This is a genomic window from Enhydrobacter sp. (genome assembly GCA_025808875.1).
Classification (GTDB): domain Bacteria; phylum Pseudomonadota; class Alphaproteobacteria; order Reyranellales; family Reyranellaceae; genus Reyranella.
This window is the reverse complement of the sequence record CP075528.1, coordinates 46793-62635: the sequence shown is the minus strand read 5'-3', so window position 1 is coordinate 62635 and position 15843 is coordinate 46793. Positions and strand designations below refer to the sequence as shown.

Here is a 15843-nt window from a genome sequence, read left to right as displayed (position 1 = left end):
CTGCAAAAGCCAATCCGGTCCATTTCGGAGCGGACCTCGCTCAAGCCAAGGGCACCCGGTGACGACATGACGAAGAAAGACCTCGCAGCCGCCTCGCTCGCCGCGCAGGCCATGGGCTGGATCGACCCGGTAACCAAAGCCGTGGTCCCCCCCATCCACATGTCGAGCACTTACGTTCGCGACGAGGACAACTCGTATCGCTCCGGGCGAATCTACGCAAGGGCGGACAACCCGACCTTCGATCAGGTCGAGGCGACACTGGCCGCTCTCGAGGGCGGGGCCAGGGCGCTGGTCTTCTCGTCGGGCATGAGCGCCGCCACGGCCTGCTTCTTCGCCCTGTCGCCCGGCGATCATGTCGTGGTGCCGAAGGTCATGTACTGGGCGTTGCGGAGCTGGCTGGCGGGCTTCGGCACGCAATGGGGCCTGCAGGTCGATTTCGTCGACGCCGACAGCCTCGATGCCATCGCCGCGGCAGTACGGCCAGGCGTTACCCGGCTGGTCTGGATCGAGACCCCGGCCAACCCGACCTGGTGCCTCACCGACATCGCGGCGGCGGCCGAGATCGCGCACCGGGCAGGCGCCCTCCTCGGGGTCGATTCGACCGTGGCGACACCGGTGCTGACCCGCCCCCTGGCGCTCGGCGCCGACATCGTCATGCACTCTGCGACCAAATATCTCAACGGGCACTCCGACATCATCGCGGGAGCCCTGGTCGGGGCTCGCGACGACGGGCACTGGGCGCGGCTGCGAGCCATTCGCGCCCAGTTCGGCACGATCCCCGGCCAGACCGAGGCATGGTTGTTGATGCGAGGCATGCGCACCCTGTTCCCCCGAATGGCATGGGCGTGCCGCTCGGCGGAGGATTTGGCACACCGACTCGCCTCCCATCCGATGGTCGAGAAGGCGCTCTATCCGGGCCTGCCGGACTTTCCCGGCCACGCCGTTGCTCGCCGCCAGATGAAAGGCGGCTTCGGCGGCATGCTGTCGATCCGGGTGAAGGGTGGCGAGCGCGCCGCCGTCGCCACCGCCGCACGGGTCGAGCTGTGGAAGCGCGCGACCTCGCTGGGCGGTGTCGAGAGTCTGATCGAGCATCGCGCCAGTATCGAGGGACCGGGCACACCATGCCCGACCGACCTGTTGCGCCTGTCGGTCGGCGTCGAGGATGCCGATGACCTGTTCGATGATCTCGACCGGGCGCTGAAGCGCGCCCACAACGCCTAGAGACCGAGCGAGAAGCCCTCGCGCAGCGGATCGTCGGCATCGAAGCGGAAGCGACATTCGCCGATCTGGTGCGCCTTGCCCCCGACTTCGACGACGACCGAGCGCCGCGGCCCGACGGCCGGTGCCTCGCGCACCGCCCTGCCGGTGAAGACGTCGCCGGTGCAGCTCTCGAACCGCCGCTCCTCGCCCAGTCGCACCTGCCGTCGCGCGACCTGCAGGGCGATGCGGGCCGAGACGCCGCTTCCCGTCGGGCTTCGGTCGACCTGCCGCCCGGCGAAGACGCACACGTTGCGGCTCGGCCGATCGGATCGATCGCCGCCATCGGTCAGGATCGTGCCGTACAGAAAAGCGAGATCAGGTTCGTCGGGGTGCTCGATCGGAATCGCCCGGGCGGTCGCCGTCGCGATTTCCTCTCCGGCATCAACGATCACGCGCATCGCCGACGATCGCAGGTCGAGCCCGATCGAATCCGCCGACAGGATGGCATAGAACGCCCCGCCATAGGCGATATCGACGGCGACCGGCCCCCAGGTGCGGGTCGGCGCGAGACGGTCAAGTGCGTAGACGAAGGACGCCACGTTTTCGAAGGTCACCGCGCCGTCGACGCCGACCCGTGCCGTCACCAGGCCGCACGGGCATTGCAGGCGCACGACAGGGCCCTTCACGCGTCCGCTCTCCACCGCCCAGCGCGCCAGCGCGATCGTCGCGTGGCCGCACATGGTGCTGTAGCCCTGGTTGTGCATGAACAGCACGGCGAGATCGGCCTCGGGATGATCCGGCTCGACCAGCAGCGCGCCGTACATGCCGTCGTGGCCGCGCGGCTCGAGCATCAGGCCGCGCCGCAGGTGATCGTGCCGCTCCCTGGCCTCGCGTCGCTTGTCGAGCAGCGTGCGGCCGGAGAAGGCCGGCCATCCGTCGATGATGATGCGGGTCGGCTCGCCGCCCGTATGCATCTCGACGGTCGAGACGATCATCCGAAGACCTGGCCGAGGCCGGCACCGATGCGCTCGTTCATCATCTCGATCGAGCCGTCGGTGTAGGCCGCGATCTTGGCGCAGGCGAGATGGCGCGCCAGCGGGTAGTCGGCGCGCAGGCCATTGGCGCCCATCGCCTGTATGCAGTCGCCGATTCGCCGCAGCGCCATCTCGGTGGCGAACTTCTTGGCATGCGCGGCCGGCAGCACGGCATCGGCGCCCTCGTCGATCAGGCGCGCCGCGCGATAGGCGAGCAGGCGCGCGGCTTCCAGGTCGGTCGCGGCATCGACCAGTTTCCAGCGCACGCCCTGGTGCTCGATGACCGGCCGGCCGAACGTCTTGCGCTGCTGCGTGTAGCGAACCGCCGTCTCGAGGCTCGCCTGCAGCATGCCGCAGCACATGGCGGCGACGTAGGCGCGCGCGCCGTTGATGCCGGCCAGCGCCGCCTTGAAGCCCTCGCCCGGCGGCTTGAGAACCGCCTCGTCGGGAGCGAAATAGTCCGTCAACTCGAACCCGCCGACGCCGATCGCGTGGCCGCCGTGCAGTTCGAACGGCGTCTCGCGATGGAAGCCGGGCCGGTCGGCCTCGATCGCGAAGCAGGCGATGCCGCGATAGCCCTTGGACCTGTCCGTCTGGGCATAGGCGATCGAAAGCCCGGCCACCGCCGCATTGGTGATCCAGGCCTTGGCGCCGTTCAGCCTCCAGCCGCCATCGACCCGCTCGGCCCGCATCTCCAGCCCGCCGAAATCGCTGCCGACGCCGGGCTCGCTCAACCCGGCGCAGCCGATCACCTCGGCCGCGATCATGCGCGGCAGCAGGCGCGCGACATGCGGCGGCTGGCCGTCGCGCGCGAAGCGCGCCATGGCGTTATGATGGTTGATGAGCGCGAAGGCGAAGGCGAAGTCGTGCCGGGCGATTTCCTCGAAGGCGCGCAGCTTGCACGAGAAGCTGAGCCCCTGCCCGCCGTGCCGCTTGCCGAGCTCGATCGTGTGCAGGCCAGCCGCGCAGGCGGCCTTGATTGTTTCCAACGGGTAGTGCCGCTGCCATTCCCAGCGCGCGGCGTTGGGCGCAACGTGCGCCTCGGCGAATTCCCGCGCGCGGGCGACGACGGCCCGCTCCTCGGGAGCAAGGATCTCATCGAGCATCGCATTCCAGATACACGAATGGACCTTCGCTGCGCCAGCGGTCTAGAATGATGGCAAGGCGGGTGTAGCTCAGGGGTAGAGCGTCGGCTTCCCAAGCCGTAGGTCGCGGGTTCAAATCCCGTCGCCCGCTCCAAGATTTTGCAGGCAGGAACGGCGTTCATGAATTCGGTCGTCGCGATGCCGATTGCAGCCGGGGGCGACTTCGCCGCAGACCGCGCCAAGTTCGCCGCTTACTGGCAGCAATCCGCCGAACGCCTGTCCCGCCTGCCACCCAAGTCACGACGCGACGCCGCCGCGCACGACATCGCCGAGATCATCAAGCAGGCGGCGCGCGACGCGCGCTTCGTTTTCCTGCGCCGCCACGCCCGGGCGCTGTACGACCGACTGACCGACAATCGCCGCAAGTTCGTCCGCCTCGAGCGCCTCGTCTACGACGCCGCGGAAGTCGTGCCGGGACTCGTGCCGACGCGCCCCGAAGTCGACGCCGAGGCGTCGCTCAGGCAGGCGGACAAGGAGGCCCGGGAGATCGACCAAGGCATCCTGGTCAACCAGCTGCTGGCCGACCCCGAGTGCGGCATGCACCTCTGCCACGCCATGCTGCTGCCGCGCGAGGAATCGGCCGACGCGCTGGCGAAGTTGCTGCGCGACGGCCGGCTCGATCTCGGCGGCGCCAGGGTCGAGCGCCACGGCAAATGCGCCGTCTTGCTGCTGTCGAACCCGCGCTTCCTGAACTCGGAGGACAACGCGACGCAGGTCGCCACCGAGATCGGTGCCGATGTCTGCATTCTCGATCCCGAGAGCAAGGTCGCCGTGCTGCGCGGCGACGTGGTGCCCGAGGGCAAGTATGCCGGCCGGCGCGTCTTCAACGCCGGCATCAACCTCACGCATCTCTACCACGGGCGCATCCCGTTCCTGTGGTTCCTCATCCGCGACATGGGCTTCGTCAACAAGATGACGCGCGGGCTGGCGCGACCGGAGGTGACGCCCGACGAGGTGTCGGGCGATTCGATCGAGAAGATCTGGATCTCGGCGGTCGAGACCTTCGCCATCGGCGGCGGCTGCCAGATCCTGCTCGCGACCGACTTCAACATCGCCGCGCGCGATGCCTACATGACCCTGCCGGCGCGCAAGGAGGGCATCATTCCGGCGATGGCGAACCTGCGCCTGGCGCGGTTCGTCGGCGACCGGCTGGCGCGTCAGGCGATCATGTACGAGCGCCGCTTCGAGTGCGATTCCGTCGAGGGCCGCATGATCTGCGACGAGGTGGTCGCGCCCGAGGACGTGGAAGCCGCCATCGATCGCGTCGCCGACCGGCTGACCGGTTCGGGCGTGGTCGGCGCGATCGGCAATCGCCGCGCGCTGCGCTTCTCGGTCGAGCCGCTCGACACGTTCCGCCGTTACGCCGCGCTCTATGCGCGCGAGCAGGCCTACTGCCATTTCAGCCCGGCGCTGATCAGTAACCTCGAGCACTACTGGAACGCCCAGAACCGGCAGGCCTGACGTTCCGCCGGGGCGACTTGGAACGCACCGAGTCCCCGACATGTCCACTCCCGCTGGACGGCTCGGATGTCAATGGCATCGGCATCCGAGGCGATTCGTCCACGAATCCTCGCTGTCTTCTGGAGTCCGCCGAATCCACTCGTCCACAGGCCCATGTCCCACCGACGTCTCACCCGGTGAGACATGGCAAACCGTTGATACGATTGGATATTCGCCCGAATGTCTCACTGACACATCGAAGGGGTGGCGGGGACTCTAACCGCCCATCAGCCGCGGCAGGTCGGGATCGGCCAGCAACGCCGCGGCCGATCCCGTGCGCGCCACCTTGCCGCTTCTCAGGATCAGGCCGCGCGTGGCCACGCCCAGGGCAAGAGCGGCGCGCTGTTCCGCCAGCACGATCGCCGTGCCTTCGTCGGCCATCGTGCGCAGTCGGCGCAGGAGATCGCCGATCGCGGCGGGAGCCAGGCCAAGCGTGGGTTCGTCCATCAGCAGGAGGCGCGGCCGGTTCACCAGGGCGCGCGCCAGCGCCAGCATCTGCTGCTGTCCGCCCGACAGCAGCCAGGCACGGGCGCGGGGCCGCTCGCCCAGCATGGGAAAGAGCGCCAGCATCTCGTCGACGCGCGTTCGTCGCTCCGCCGCCGGCAGATGGCATGACGCCTCCAGGTTCTCGCGCACGGTCAGTCCGGCGAACACGCGCCGCCCTGCCGGCACGTAGCCCAGCCCGAGACGCACGCGCTTCTCGACCGGCAGGCCGGATACGTCCCGGCCGAAGAGGCTCACGGTGCCGGCGCGAAGACCGAGCACCGTCTCGAGGAGCTCGGTCTTGCCGGCGCCGTTGCCGCCCAGCACCGCGACGACCTCGCCCGCGGCCAGCTCCAGCGACCCGACGACGAGAACCGGCGCGCTCACGGCACCGCCTCGACGCCGAGAAAGCTCGCCCGCACCCGCGCATCGGCACGCACGTCGTCGGGCCGACCAGCTGCGATCACGGCGCCACGCTCGAGACAGATCAACCTGTCGCAGAGCGACGCCAGCAGATCGACGTCGTGATCGACCACGAGCACGCCGCGGCCGGAGTCGCGCAGGCGGCGCAGCAGTGCGATCAGGACCTGCCGCTCGCGCTCGTCGGCACCCGCCGCCGGCTCGTCGAGCAGCAGAAAGGCCGCGCCGCTGGCGATCGCGCGTTCCAGATCGCCTGGCTGTCGCGCCTGGAACGTGCGGGCCACGCCGGCGCGCGCGATGCGGTGCGCCGGCAGGCGTTCGACGGCGAGCGCATCGAGGCGGATCGTGCCGGTGTCGGCGCGCTCCAGACCGCTCACGACGTTGAGCAGGGTGGTCTTGCCCGAGCCGTTCGGCCCGACCAGACCGACGATCTCGCCGCGCGACAGGGACATCGACACGCCGCGCAAGGCCTCCACGCCGCCGAAGCGCTTGCCGACATCCTCGAGCGCGAGTTGCCTGGCGCCTTGCGCCGGGGGAAGCCGCTCGGGGAGCCGCGGCGCGGGCGGTGCCGGCGGACGATCGACCAGGCTTGCCAGGCCCTCCGGCAACCACAGCACAACGGCAAGCGTGGCAATGGCATAGGCCAGCAGCCAGGCGCCGCTCAGACCGCGAAACAATTCGGGCAGGCACACGGCCAGTGCCGCGCCCAGCACCGCGCCCATCGGATGGCGCGAACCGCCGAGCACCACCAACGTGAGACACAGGATCATCACCGGGAACCCCGTCGCTTCGGGCGAGACGACCCCGCTCAACGACGCCGCGCCGGCGCCGGCGAGACCCGCGAGCGCGCCGCCCGCGGCGAAGGCGATCAATCGCCAGCGATTGGCGTCGATGCCGCTGGCGGCGGCGGCGAGCGGCGATTCGCGCAGCAGCCGCGCCGCCTCGCCGAGCGGACCGGCGAACAGATGGGCCTGCACCGCGACGGCGGCGATCAGGCAGAACCAGACCACGGCCAGCAAAGTCGTGCCACGCGGCAGTTCACCGGCAAATCCCGTCAATCCATTGGCGCCGCCCGTCAATCCCTCGGCATGCACTGCGACGAGGTTGACCAGCGCGGCGAGCGCGAGGGTGGCCAGCGCGAAATAGTGCGATCGCAGGCGCAGAGTCGGCAGCGCAGCGAGAGCGGCGACGGTCGCCGATGCCAGCATCGCCAGCACCAAAGCCAGCGGCCCGGTGGACGGCGCCAGCAACGCCGCCGCATAGGCGCCGACTCCGTAGAGCGCGCCTTGCGCCAGATTGAGCGCGCCGAGCTGGCCGAACACGAGCTGATAGCCCACGCCCAGCAGAGCGTAGATCCCGATCAGCGTGACGAGGCGCTGCTCGAACGACGGCAGCGCCAGAAGCGCCACCACCGGCGGCGCGACGAGCAGGAGCCACCAGAAGCGTCGCATGTCAGGCCCTGCGGCCCACCGGTTCGCCGAGCAGGCCGTTCGGCCTCACCGTCAACAGTGCCAGCACGAAGGCGTAGAGCGCGGCCGACGCCCAGGCATCGCCGACCGCCGCCGACACGAAGGTCTCGAAGGCGCCGATCGCCAACGCGCCGACAAGAGCCCCAGGCACGCTGCCCCAGCCGCCGAGAGCCACGGCGATGTAGGCCCGCAGCATGTGGCCGCTGCCCTGCGTGGGCGACACGAGGAACTGGTGACCGAGCAACAGGCCGGCGACGCCGGCCAGCGCCCCGGCGAGGGCGAACGACAGCACGACGTAGCGGCCGACCGGGATGCCGATGGCGTGCGCCATGGTGCGATCCGAGGCGACGGCGCGCATGCGGCGCCCGACCTGCGTATGCTCGAGCAGGAACCAGACCGCGACCACCAATGCCGCGCCGACGACGATGATCGCCAGCGGCTGCCGGCCGATCACGACGCCGGCGATCTCGAAGGCGCCGGAGCCGGCGATCGCCGGTGCGGAGCGCGGCGCGGCGCCCAAACCGACCGTGAGGCCCTGCTCGACGACGGCGGCGAGCGCAATGGTGGCGACGAACGTCGCCTCGGGCGGACGGCGCACCAACGGCAGAATGGCGATGCGCGCGGCAAGGACGCCGGCGAGTCCGAGGGCCAGCGCCACCAGCGGCAGGAGCACCGGTGCCGGCAGGCCGATCGTCAGGCCCACGACGGCGGCGAAGGCACCGCCCAGGGTCACGAGGTCGCCATGCGCGAAGTTGACGGCGCCGGCCGCGTTGAGCGCCAGCACGAAGCCGAGCGCCACCAACGCATAGGCCATGCCCAGCGCCAGCGCGTTCAGGACGAGTTGGACGGTGATCAGCGCGGAGGCTTCAGTGTTCGCGCGGCGCGTGCTTGCCGAGGATGCGCTGCAACGTGCGCCGATGCATGTTGAGGCGGCGCGCCGTCTCCGAGACGTTGCGATCGCACTGCTCGAAGACGCGCTGGATGTGCTCCCATCGCACGCGGTCGGCCGACATGGGGTTGCTCGGCGGTGGCGGCAGCTTGCGGCCGTGCGCCATCAAGGCTTGCTCGATGGCGTCGGCGTCGGCCGGTTTGGCGAGATAGTCGACCGCGCCTTCCTTCACCGCCGCGACCGCCGTCGCGATGTTGCCGTAGCCGGTGAGCACGACGATGCGGATGTCGGGCCGCGCCTGGCGCAGCGGGCCGACCAGTTCGAGTCCGTTGCCGTCGCCGAGCCGCAGATCGAGCACGGCGAAGGCCGGCGGCTTGGCGGTCTGCGCCAGCGCCTCGGCCACAGAACCCACCGCGATGACGATGAAGCCGCGCAGCTCGAGGGCGCGCGCAATGCGATTGCGAAAGGCGGCGTCGTCGTCGGCGAGCAACAACGTGCGATCCTTGCTCGTCGTCGTGCCGGCGAGGGCGGGCGACAGGGGGCGATTGACACCTGTGTCCTGGCTCATGGCGGTTCCTTCGATGTGGCGCGCTATGTAGCCTTGAAGACTGGATTTGGCCAGCGTACCGCCACCGCCGCGCCGCCGCCACCGGAACTTCGGTTGCCGAACGTGACCGTGGCCCCGGTGCGTTCCAATAGCGTCTTGGCGATGAAGACGCCCAATCCCATGTGGCCCTCCTCGCCCTGCCGGGTCGAAATGAAGGGGGTCCCCAGTTCGTCGAGCAGCGCTTCCGAAAAGCCGGGTCCATCGTCGGACACCTCGACCTCGCACCACTCCGTCGTCCAGTGCGTGCCGATATGGACTTCCCCGCGGGCAAACGAAACCGCGTTCTGGACGATGTTGCCGATGCCTTGCATCAACTCGGGACTGCGCACCTGGATCGGCGCCGTCTGCGGAACGCCTTCGCCGCGCGGCCCCGCCTCGAAGGTGATCGTCACGCCGTCCCGTCGGTAGGCCTGTGCTGCAGCCTCGATCAGCGCCGGCAGCGGCACGAGCGTATAGGCGTCCGACACGTCGCCCACCGGATCGACGGAGAGTCGCGCCAGGATCGAACGGCAACGGTCCGACTCGCTAGCCAGCAATTCGACGTCCTCGCGCAGCGGATCGTCCGGCTCGACCTCCCGCAGCATCTCCTTGGCCACGACCGTGATGGTCGAGAGCGGCGTGCCGAGCTCGTGCGCCGCCGCCGCCGCCAGCGCGCCCAGCGCCGACATGCGCTGCTCCTGCGACAGCGCCGCCTGCGCGGCCGCAAGAGCATCCGTCATCTGGCGCGCTTCCTCGGCGAGCCGCCAGCCGTAGAGCGTGATGAGCAAGGTCGTGAGCGTCAGGCCGACCCACACACCTGTCTCGTAGATCTCGGGCAACTCCGGTGGCGGGCCATCCCACGGCAGCGGCTGGTGCATCACTCCCAACACCGCGATGCTGGCGATGGTAAGGAACGAGAGGGCGATGTTGCCGGCAAGCGACAGGATGGTGGCGCCGATCGCCACGGGCGCCAGCAGCAGCAGCGAGAAGGGGTTGTTCAAGCCGCCGGTCAGATAGAGCAGCAAGGCAAGCTGCAGGATGTCGAAAGCCAGGAAGATCGCGGCTTCGCGGTCGTCGATGCGCGCCGACGCCGGGCGGCCGAGGCTGACGGCGAGGTTGAGCAGCGCCGACAGGGCGATGGTGCCGCCGACCGCCAGCAGCGGCAGCGCGAAACCCAGGCCCCAGTGCACCACGGCCACGGTGAAGAGCTGGCCGGCGACCGCGGCCCAGCGGATGAGCACCAGGGCGCGCAGGCGAACGCCGCCGCGCGGCGGCAGGCCGGTGGCCGCGAGCGGCGCGGCCTCGGGCGTGGCGGCGGTTCGACCGAAGCCACGCAGCGCCATCGCTACTCCTCGATCATCAGGTGCTTGCGATGCACCGTCACGAACAGCGGGATCTTGCGCTGCTTCCGGCGATCGGGCGGCTCCTTCACCAACCGACCGATCTCGCCCAGGATCAGGCCGGTGATGGTCGGCAGCGGCAGCTCGCGCGCCTCATCGAGCCTCACCCAGCGCACGTCGCCCATTTCGCTCGAGTGACGAATCTCGCCCATCGCATCCTCGGCGCGCGCCATGAAGAAGCGCGCGTTGAACCGGCGCGGGCGGCCGGGCGGCGTGACGGCGCGCGCGATCAGGTCGAGACAATCGAGGGCGGGACCGAAGCCCTTGTCGAGAAAGCCCTTCCAGTGTTCGCCATGGTCGCCGTCGGGCGGTCCGTTCGTGAACGGCTTGGCGAGCATCAGGCCGGTCTCCTCGAACGTCTCGCGCACCGCGGCGACGCCCAGCGCCCGCGCCCGCAGCGCGGTGGCCGCCTTCTGCAGCCGCGCATCGACATGGCGATCGAGCGACGTGGCGACGGGAACACGCGCATCGGCACGATCGACGCGGCCACCGGGGAAAACGTAGCGATTGGGCATGAAGGCGTGCTTGGCATCGCGGCAGCCCATCAGCACCTCGGGGATCCTGCCGCGCTGGCGGACCAGGATCAGCGTCGCCGCATCGCGCGGCCGCATATAGGGATATTGCTGCTCGACCTTCTCGACCGGCCGTTCACCGCCGGGCTTGAGATCGCCATGGACGTAGCCCTTGTCGGTGCCGCGCACGACGGCGCCGGCCGGGATCGCTTTCCTGCTCATCTTTCAAGGATAGCACCAACCCACCGGCGTATCGGGACGGAAAACGACGATGCTCTTGTTGGCTCCCGGAACATCTATCCGTTCCGGCGCGGCGAGCGCCTTGGCCTGCAGCGTGATTCGGTCCTGGTTGGGTGGCAGTCCGTAGAAGGCCGGTCCGTTCAGCGAGGCGAACGCCTCCAGTCGGTCGAGGGCCCCCTCCTCGGCGAACACCTGGGCGTAGACCTGCATGGCCACCGGTGCATTGAAAATCCCGGCGCAGCCGCAGGCGCATTCCTTGGTGTCGGCGGTATGCGGCGCGGTGTCGGTGCCGAGAAAGAACGGCGCCGCTCCCGAGGTTGCCGCACGCCGCAGCGCGACACGGTGCTCCTCGCGCTTGGCGATCGGTAGGCAATAGAAATGGGGGCGGATGCCGCCCTTGAAGATCGCATTGCGGTTGTAGCTGAGGTGGTGCGGCGTGATGGTGCCGCCAACCCGGGGGGCGTTGGCCTCGACGAAGGCCACGCCCTCCTTGGTCGTGATGTGCTCGAGCACCACCTTGAGGCCCTGATGGCGGGCCAGCAGGGGCGCCAGCACTTTGTCGAGGAAGACCGCCTCGCGGTCGAAGATGTCGACCTCGGCGTCGGTGACCTCGCCATGCACCAGAAGCGGCATACCGACCCGTTCCATGGCCTCGAGGGCCGGCGCGATGGTGTCGATCGACGTGACGCCGTGCGCCGCGTTGGTGGTGGCATGCGCCGGATAGAGCTTGGCCGCGACCCACACGCCCTCTTTCTTGCCACGCGCCAGCTCGACCGGGTCGGCGCCGTCGGTGAGGTAGCAGGTCATCAGCGGCTCGAATGCCAGGCCATCCGGTACCGCTCTGCGGATGCGATCGCGATACGATGCGGCCTGTGCCACCGTGATCACCGGCGGCACGAGGTTCGGCATGATGATCGCACGCGCGAACTGACGGGCCGTGTGGATCGCACATGCCGCAAGCAGCGGCCCGTCGCGCAGATGGACGTGCCAGTCATCGGGGCGGCGCAACGTGATCGAGGCAGGCGAAGGCATGAGCGCTTTCTACGCTTGCTCCGGCGCGGGCTCCAATGTTGATTGCGCGCATGACCGATCTCGACGACGCCGTCGCCTTCGCCCGGGAAGCCGAATCATCCTGGCCCGCCTCCATGCACATGCCGGACGGACAGTTCGTCATGACCCACGATTCCGGCGAGAGACCGCCCGACAACGAAGTCCTCGGCCCGGTGACACCGCGCGGCGGTGCGTCGGGTCTGGTCTATCGCGGCGGCCGGTTGGTCGCCGAATGGGGCGACACGGCGCGCGCGGACATGACCTTCAGCGTCGCCAAGAGCTACCTCGCGCTGCTGGCCGGCCTGGCGCTGGGCGACGGCCTGATCAAGAGCCTCGACGACAAGGTGGCGCCCTATGCGCTGGATGACGGCTTTGCCGGCGCGCAGAACAGGGACATCACCTGGCGTCACCTGCTGACGCAGACCAGCGAATGGCAGGGCTTCGTGTTCGGCAAGGAGGACCGCATCGACCACAACCGCGTGGTCGGGCTCGCCGTCGCCGATGCGCCCAAGGGGACGCGGCGTGCACTCAAGGCGCCCGGGACCTTCTACGAATACAACGACGTGCGCGTGAACCGGCTGTCGCTGTCGCTGCTGCATGTCTTCAGGGAACCGCTGCCGTCGGTGCTCAAGCGCCGCATCATGGACCCGATCGGCGCCTCCGCCGACTGGCGCTGGGACGGCTATCGCAATTCGACGGTGACCATCGACGGCAAGCCGATGATCTCGGTGCCGGGCGGCGGCCACTGGGGCGGCGGCATCGTCATCTCGGCGCGCGACCTCGCGCTGATGGGGCTGCTGGTCGCGCGAGGCGGTGTCTGGGACGACCGCACCATCCTGCCCACCGGGTGGACGGCGGAGCTGGTGAAGCCCTGCCCCGTCGCGCCGTTCTACGGCCTGATGTGGTGGCTCAACACCGACCGCCGCCAGTTCGCGGCCGCCTCGGAGAAGAGCTACTTCGCTCTCGGCTGGGGCAGCCATATCGTCTGGATCGATCCCGAGCACGATCTCGTCGTCGTGCTGCGCTGGATCGACCGCAAGAAGGCGTCCGGCTTCGTCGAACGCCTGATCGGCGCCCTCGAGACATGACCCTCGACTACTCGGCCGTGCCGCGCATGCCCGACGGGCGCACGGCACTCGAACACATCGAGGAGATCGCCGGCCGGTCGACGGCGGTCCGCCTGCCGATGGGCAACGGCGGCCGGATGATGTGGCATGTCTGGGGCGATGCCCCGGGCAAGCCCGCGCTGCTGCTGTTCCATGGCGGCTCGGGCTCGTGGATCCACTGGATCCGCAACGTCCTGCCGTTGTCCGAGCGTTTTGCCGTCTACGCCGCCGACCTGCCCGGCCTCGGCGACAGCGATCCGCCGAACGACGTTCGCGACATCTGGTCGGTGACCCATTGCGTGAAGACGGCGGTCGACGCCCTGCTGCCGGCGGCCGAGCGTTTCGCCCTCACCGGCTTCTCGTTCGGCGGCATGGTGTCGGGCCACCTCGCCACGCTGATGCCCGAGCGCATCTCGCGCATCGTGCTGGTCGGCGCGGGTGGTCTCAAGGCGAAACGCAAGCCGACCGAGAAGCTGCGCAAGCTCGTGCCGGAAATGCCGGCGGCGGTGCTGGCGGCCGAGGCACGACGCAACCTCGAACTCCTGATGCTGCACGACCCGGCCAAGGTCGACGGCGTCGCCATCCATATGCAGATCCTGAACTCGACGCGTGCCCGGACGCGCAGCCGCGACATGAGCATCGCCGGCCGGCTGAGCGAAGTGCTGCCGCGCGTGACGACTCCGCTCGCCGGCCTGTGGGGCGAGTTCGATTCGACGACCTATCCCTATATCGAGGAACGCATCGACCTCTTTCGCGCGCTGCAGCCCGATTTTCGCATGCACGTCGTGCCGGGCGCCGGACACTGGGTTGCCTACGAGGCGGCCGAGGCGTTCAATTCGAGGCTGATCGAGATCCTACGGAGCCCGCCATGAAGACCGACGTCGCCGAGATCGCCGACCGGATCTATCGCCTCTCCACCTTCGTGCCGAACGTCGGACCCCGGGGCTTCACCTTCAATCAGTTCCTGATCGACGCCGACCAGCCGGCGTTGTTCCACTACGGCCAGCGTTCGCTGTTCCCGCTGATCGTCGAGGCGGTGAAGAGCGTGATCCCTCTCGACAGGCTGCGCTGGACCTTGTGCAGCCATGTCGAGGCCGACGAATCGGGCGCGCTCAACCAGTGGCTGGCGGCGGCACCCAACGCGACGCCGGCGCACGGACTGGTCGGCTGCAACATATGGCTGCGCGACATGGCCGACCGCGAGCCGCGCGTCCTCGGAGACGACGAGGTGCTCGACCTCGGCGGCAAGAAGGTACGCTGGCTCGACACACCACACGTGCCGCACAACTGGGACGCCGGCGTGATTTACGAGGAAACCACCGGCACGCTGTTCTCGAGCGACCTCTTCACCCAGTTCGGCGCCTGCCCGGCGACGACCGAGGGCGACATCGTCGAGCCCGCTATCGCCACCGGCAAGGCCGTGCCCTTCATGCCGGTGACGCCCCAGGCTGCGCCCACCCTGCGTCGGCTGGCCGAGCTGAAGCCCGGCACCATCGCGCTGATGCACGGCCCGACCTTCAAGGGCAACGGCGCGGCTGCGCTCGGCCTGCTGGCCGACCACTATGACGGGTGACGGATCGGCGGCGGAGACGACATTCGATGCCCGCGGCTCACTGGGACCGCAACCCCAACGACTCGAGGTAGCCTCGGCGCACGACGCCGTTCCTGAACTCGATGCCGTCGAGATACTGGGCGATGGCGCGGTCGACGGTCTCGGCGGCGGGCCTGTCGCGCCGCCTGCCGTCGGCAAAGGCGACGATCTCGTTCCAGCCCTGCGGCCGCGGGATCGAGACGACGGTCGAGGACGTGTCGAGGTTCTTGTAGGTCCAGAACGACCAGCCGATGCCGTGCGCCTCGTGCAGCTTGCGGAACTCGGCATTCCACTCGTCGGTCAGCTCGCCGGTCTCGCCCAGGAACAGGGGCACGTTGTGGCGATTGGCGAAGTTCAGGTGCCGCTGGATGGAGTCGCGCTTCGTGCTCGCCCAGAACGAGTGATAGGTGTAGGCGAGATTGTCGGCGAAGGGCGGGCCGAGCATGTCGAAGCTCGAACTCCACTGCCCGGCCGCCAGGATCACGACACGGCGCGGATCGACCGCGCGAATCGCCGCCGTCACCTGCCTGTAGAACGGCTCGAGCCGCGGGTTGAGCGTCGCCACGTCGTGATAGGGCGCGATCGGCTCGTTGAGCACGTCGTAGCCGAGGATCGTCGGGTCGCCGGCGTACCGTTCGGCGATGGCGCGCCACAATTTCACCGTGAGAGCACGGTGCCGCGGCACGTAGAACATCAGCGGATAGCCCGGCCCGTCGTCGTGGTTGATGCCGGTCTGGCCGCCCGGCGCGGCGTGCAGGTCGGGAATGACGTAGAGGCCCGCGGCGCGCGCCCAGCCGACGACCCGGTCGAGCAGCGTCCAACCCTCGCCCTCGATGGTGCCGTCCTCGGTCATGAACAGGCGCCAGTGCAGCGGGACGCGCACCATGTTGAAGCCGACCGACTTGATGAAGCGGATATCTTCCTCGGTAATATAGCTGTCGCGATAGGTCCGCCAGAACGCCGCCGCCCGCTCCGCGCCAAGCAGGCGCTCGAACGCGCCGTGGATCAGCCGCGGCGACTTGGCGACCTCGAACTTGAACATGTAGCCCTCGGGCATCAGCCAGTTGCCGAGGCTGATGCCCTTGAGCCGGAGCACGCTGCCGTCCGACGCGACGAAGTTCCTGCCCTCGGTGCGGACCAACCCCTCGGCGCCGGCCGACTGGACCCACGCCAGCAGCGTGAAGCCAACGATCAACAGCAACCGCATGACGGGACTCT

Annotated in this window: 15 protein-coding genes and 1 tRNA gene; 6 read left to right on the top strand and 10 right to left on the bottom strand. The window is 69.2% G+C overall.

Annotated elements, in window-relative coordinates; genetic code table 11:
- Positions 1-66: 66 nt before the first annotated feature.
- A complete protein-coding gene (locus tag KIT25_00300; GenBank protein UYN95421.1) occupies positions 67-1221 on the top strand; it encodes an aminotransferase class V-fold PLP-dependent enzyme in 1155 nt (384 codons plus the stop codon).
- On the opposite strand, the gene KIT25_00295 is transcribed toward KIT25_00300, so the two are convergent.
- Entirely contained in the window at positions 1218-2174 is a 957-nt protein-coding gene (locus tag KIT25_00295) for a proline racemase family protein (protein UYN97779.1), read from the bottom strand. The genes KIT25_00300 and KIT25_00295 overlap by 4 nt on opposite strands.
- Positions 2175-2191: 17 nt before the next feature.
- A complete protein-coding gene (locus KIT25_00290; protein UYN95420.1) occupies positions 2192-3340 on the bottom strand; it encodes an acyl-CoA/acyl-ACP dehydrogenase in 1149 nt (382 codons plus the stop codon).
- Between the two features lie 58 nt (positions 3341-3398).
- Between KIT25_00290 and KIT25_00285 the strand changes: the two genes are divergently transcribed.
- Both KIT25_00285 and KIT25_00280 read left to right on the top strand, forming a co-directional pair.
- Positions 3399-3473, top strand: a tRNA-Gly gene (locus KIT25_00285).
- Positions 3474-3499: 26 nt separating this feature from the next.
- A complete protein-coding gene (locus KIT25_00280; protein ID UYN95419.1) occupies positions 3500-4840 on the top strand; it encodes an enoyl-CoA hydratase/isomerase family protein in 1341 nt (446 codons plus the stop codon).
- A 255-nt stretch (positions 4841-5095) separates the two neighbouring features.
- Here KIT25_00280 and KIT25_00275 read toward each other — a convergent pair whose 3' ends face one another.
- Genes KIT25_00275 through pyrC form a run of 7 tightly spaced genes read right to left on the bottom strand, consistent with a single transcriptional unit; the run spans position 5096 to position 11910 of the window.
- Positions 5096-5749 carry an ABC transporter ATP-binding protein gene (locus KIT25_00275; GenBank protein UYN95418.1) on the bottom strand — a complete coding sequence of 218 codons (654 nt, stop codon included), beginning with the start codon at positions 5747-5749 and terminating at the stop codon, positions 5096-5098.
- Positions 5746-7233, bottom strand: coding sequence for an ATP-binding cassette domain-containing protein (locus KIT25_00270; GenBank protein ID UYN95417.1), 1488 nt, complete (start codon positions 7231-7233; stop codon positions 5746-5748). The genes KIT25_00275 and KIT25_00270 overlap by 4 nt, the downstream gene beginning before the upstream one ends.
- A gap of 1 nt (position 7234) precedes the next feature.
- Positions 7235-8107 (bottom strand): branched-chain amino acid ABC transporter permease, encoded by an 873-nt coding sequence (locus KIT25_00265; protein UYN97778.1) that lies wholly within the window; start codon positions 8105-8107, stop codon positions 7235-7237.
- Positions 8108-8117: 10 nt separating this feature from the next.
- The gene (locus KIT25_00260; protein UYN95416.1) at positions 8118-8708 is read right to left on the bottom strand and encodes an ActR/PrrA/RegA family redox response regulator transcription factor; all 591 of its coding nucleotides are present in this window, start codon (positions 8706-8708) and stop codon (positions 8118-8120) included.
- Positions 8709-8731: 23 nt separating this feature from the next.
- Entirely contained in the window at positions 8732-10069 is a 1338-nt protein-coding gene (locus KIT25_00255) for an ActS/PrrB/RegB family redox-sensitive histidine kinase (protein ID UYN95415.1), read from the bottom strand.
- 2 nt (positions 10070-10071) lie between these two features.
- Positions 10072-10860: an NUDIX domain-containing protein gene (locus tag KIT25_00250; GenBank protein ID UYN95414.1), complete on the bottom strand. Its 789-nt coding sequence runs from the start codon at positions 10858-10860 to the stop codon at positions 10072-10074.
- Positions 10861-10863: 3 nt separating this feature from the next.
- On the bottom strand, positions 10864-11910 hold the full coding sequence (pyrC, locus tag KIT25_00245) for a dihydroorotase (protein UYN95413.1): 1047 nt from the start codon (positions 11908-11910) through the stop codon (positions 10864-10866).
- 35 nt (positions 11911-11945) lie between these two features.
- Between pyrC and KIT25_00240 the strand changes: the two genes are divergently transcribed.
- Genes KIT25_00240 through KIT25_00230 form a run of 3 tightly spaced genes read left to right on the top strand, consistent with a single transcriptional unit; the run spans position 11946 to position 14607 of the window.
- Positions 11946-13016 carry a serine hydrolase gene (locus KIT25_00240; GenBank protein UYN95412.1) on the top strand — a complete coding sequence of 357 codons (1071 nt, stop codon included), beginning with the start codon at positions 11946-11948 and terminating at the stop codon, positions 13014-13016.
- Positions 13013-13906, top strand: a complete 894-nt coding sequence (locus tag KIT25_00235; protein ID UYN95411.1) for an alpha/beta hydrolase — start codon at positions 13013-13015, stop codon at positions 13904-13906. The genes KIT25_00240 and KIT25_00235 overlap by 4 nt, the downstream gene beginning before the upstream one ends.
- Positions 13903-14607, top strand: coding sequence for an MBL fold metallo-hydrolase (locus KIT25_00230; GenBank protein ID UYN95410.1), 705 nt, complete (start codon positions 13903-13905; stop codon positions 14605-14607). Before KIT25_00235 ends, KIT25_00230 begins: the two co-directional genes overlap by 4 nt.
- Before the next feature lie 37 nt (positions 14608-14644).
- On the opposite strand, the gene KIT25_00225 is transcribed toward KIT25_00230, so the two are convergent.
- A complete protein-coding gene (locus KIT25_00225) occupies positions 14645-15832 on the bottom strand; it encodes a glycoside hydrolase family 5 protein (protein ID UYN95409.1) in 1188 nt (395 codons plus the stop codon).
- Positions 15833-15843: the final 11 nt, after the last annotated feature.

Bases quoted from the DNA above. Each gene is read 5' to 3' on its own strand.
- KIT25_00295 (UYN97779.1), bottom strand. From the start codon at position 2,174: ATGCATACGGGCGGCGAGCCGACCCGCATCATCATCGACGGATGGCCG.
- KIT25_00270 (UYN95417.1), bottom strand. From the start codon at position 7,233: ATGCGACGCTTCTGGTGGCTCCTGCTCGTCGCGCCGCCGGTGGTGGCG.
- KIT25_00290 (UYN95420.1), bottom strand. From the start codon at position 3,340: ATGCTCGATGAGATCCTTGCTCCCGAGGAGCGGGCCGTCGTCGCCCGC.
- KIT25_00260 (UYN95416.1), bottom strand. From the start codon at position 8,708: ATGAGCCAGGACACAGGTGTCAATCGCCCCCTGTCGCCCGCCCTCGCC.
- KIT25_00235 (UYN95411.1), top strand. From the start codon at position 13,013: ATGACCCTCGACTACTCGGCCGTGCCGCGCATGCCCGACGGGCGCACG.
- KIT25_00225 (UYN95409.1), bottom strand. From the start codon at position 15,832: ATGCGGTTGCTGTTGATCGTTGGCTTCACGCTGCTGGCGTGGGTCCAG.
- KIT25_00250 (UYN95414.1), bottom strand. From the start codon at position 10,860: ATGAGCAGGAAAGCGATCCCGGCCGGCGCCGTCGTGCGCGGCACCGAC.
- KIT25_00240 (UYN95412.1), top strand. From the start codon at position 11,946: ATGTTGATTGCGCGCATGACCGATCTCGACGACGCCGTCGCCTTCGCC.
- KIT25_00280 (UYN95419.1), top strand. From the start codon at position 3,500: ATGAATTCGGTCGTCGCGATGCCGATTGCAGCCGGGGGCGACTTCGCC.
- KIT25_00230 (UYN95410.1), top strand. From the start codon at position 13,903: ATGAAGACCGACGTCGCCGAGATCGCCGACCGGATCTATCGCCTCTCC.
- pyrC (UYN95413.1), bottom strand. From the start codon at position 11,910: ATGCCTTCGCCTGCCTCGATCACGTTGCGCCGCCCCGATGACTGGCAC.
- KIT25_00300 (UYN95421.1), top strand. From the start codon at position 67: ATGACGAAGAAAGACCTCGCAGCCGCCTCGCTCGCCGCGCAGGCCATG.
- KIT25_00255 (UYN95415.1), bottom strand. From the start codon at position 10,069: ATGGCGCTGCGTGGCTTCGGTCGAACCGCCGCCACGCCCGAGGCCGCG.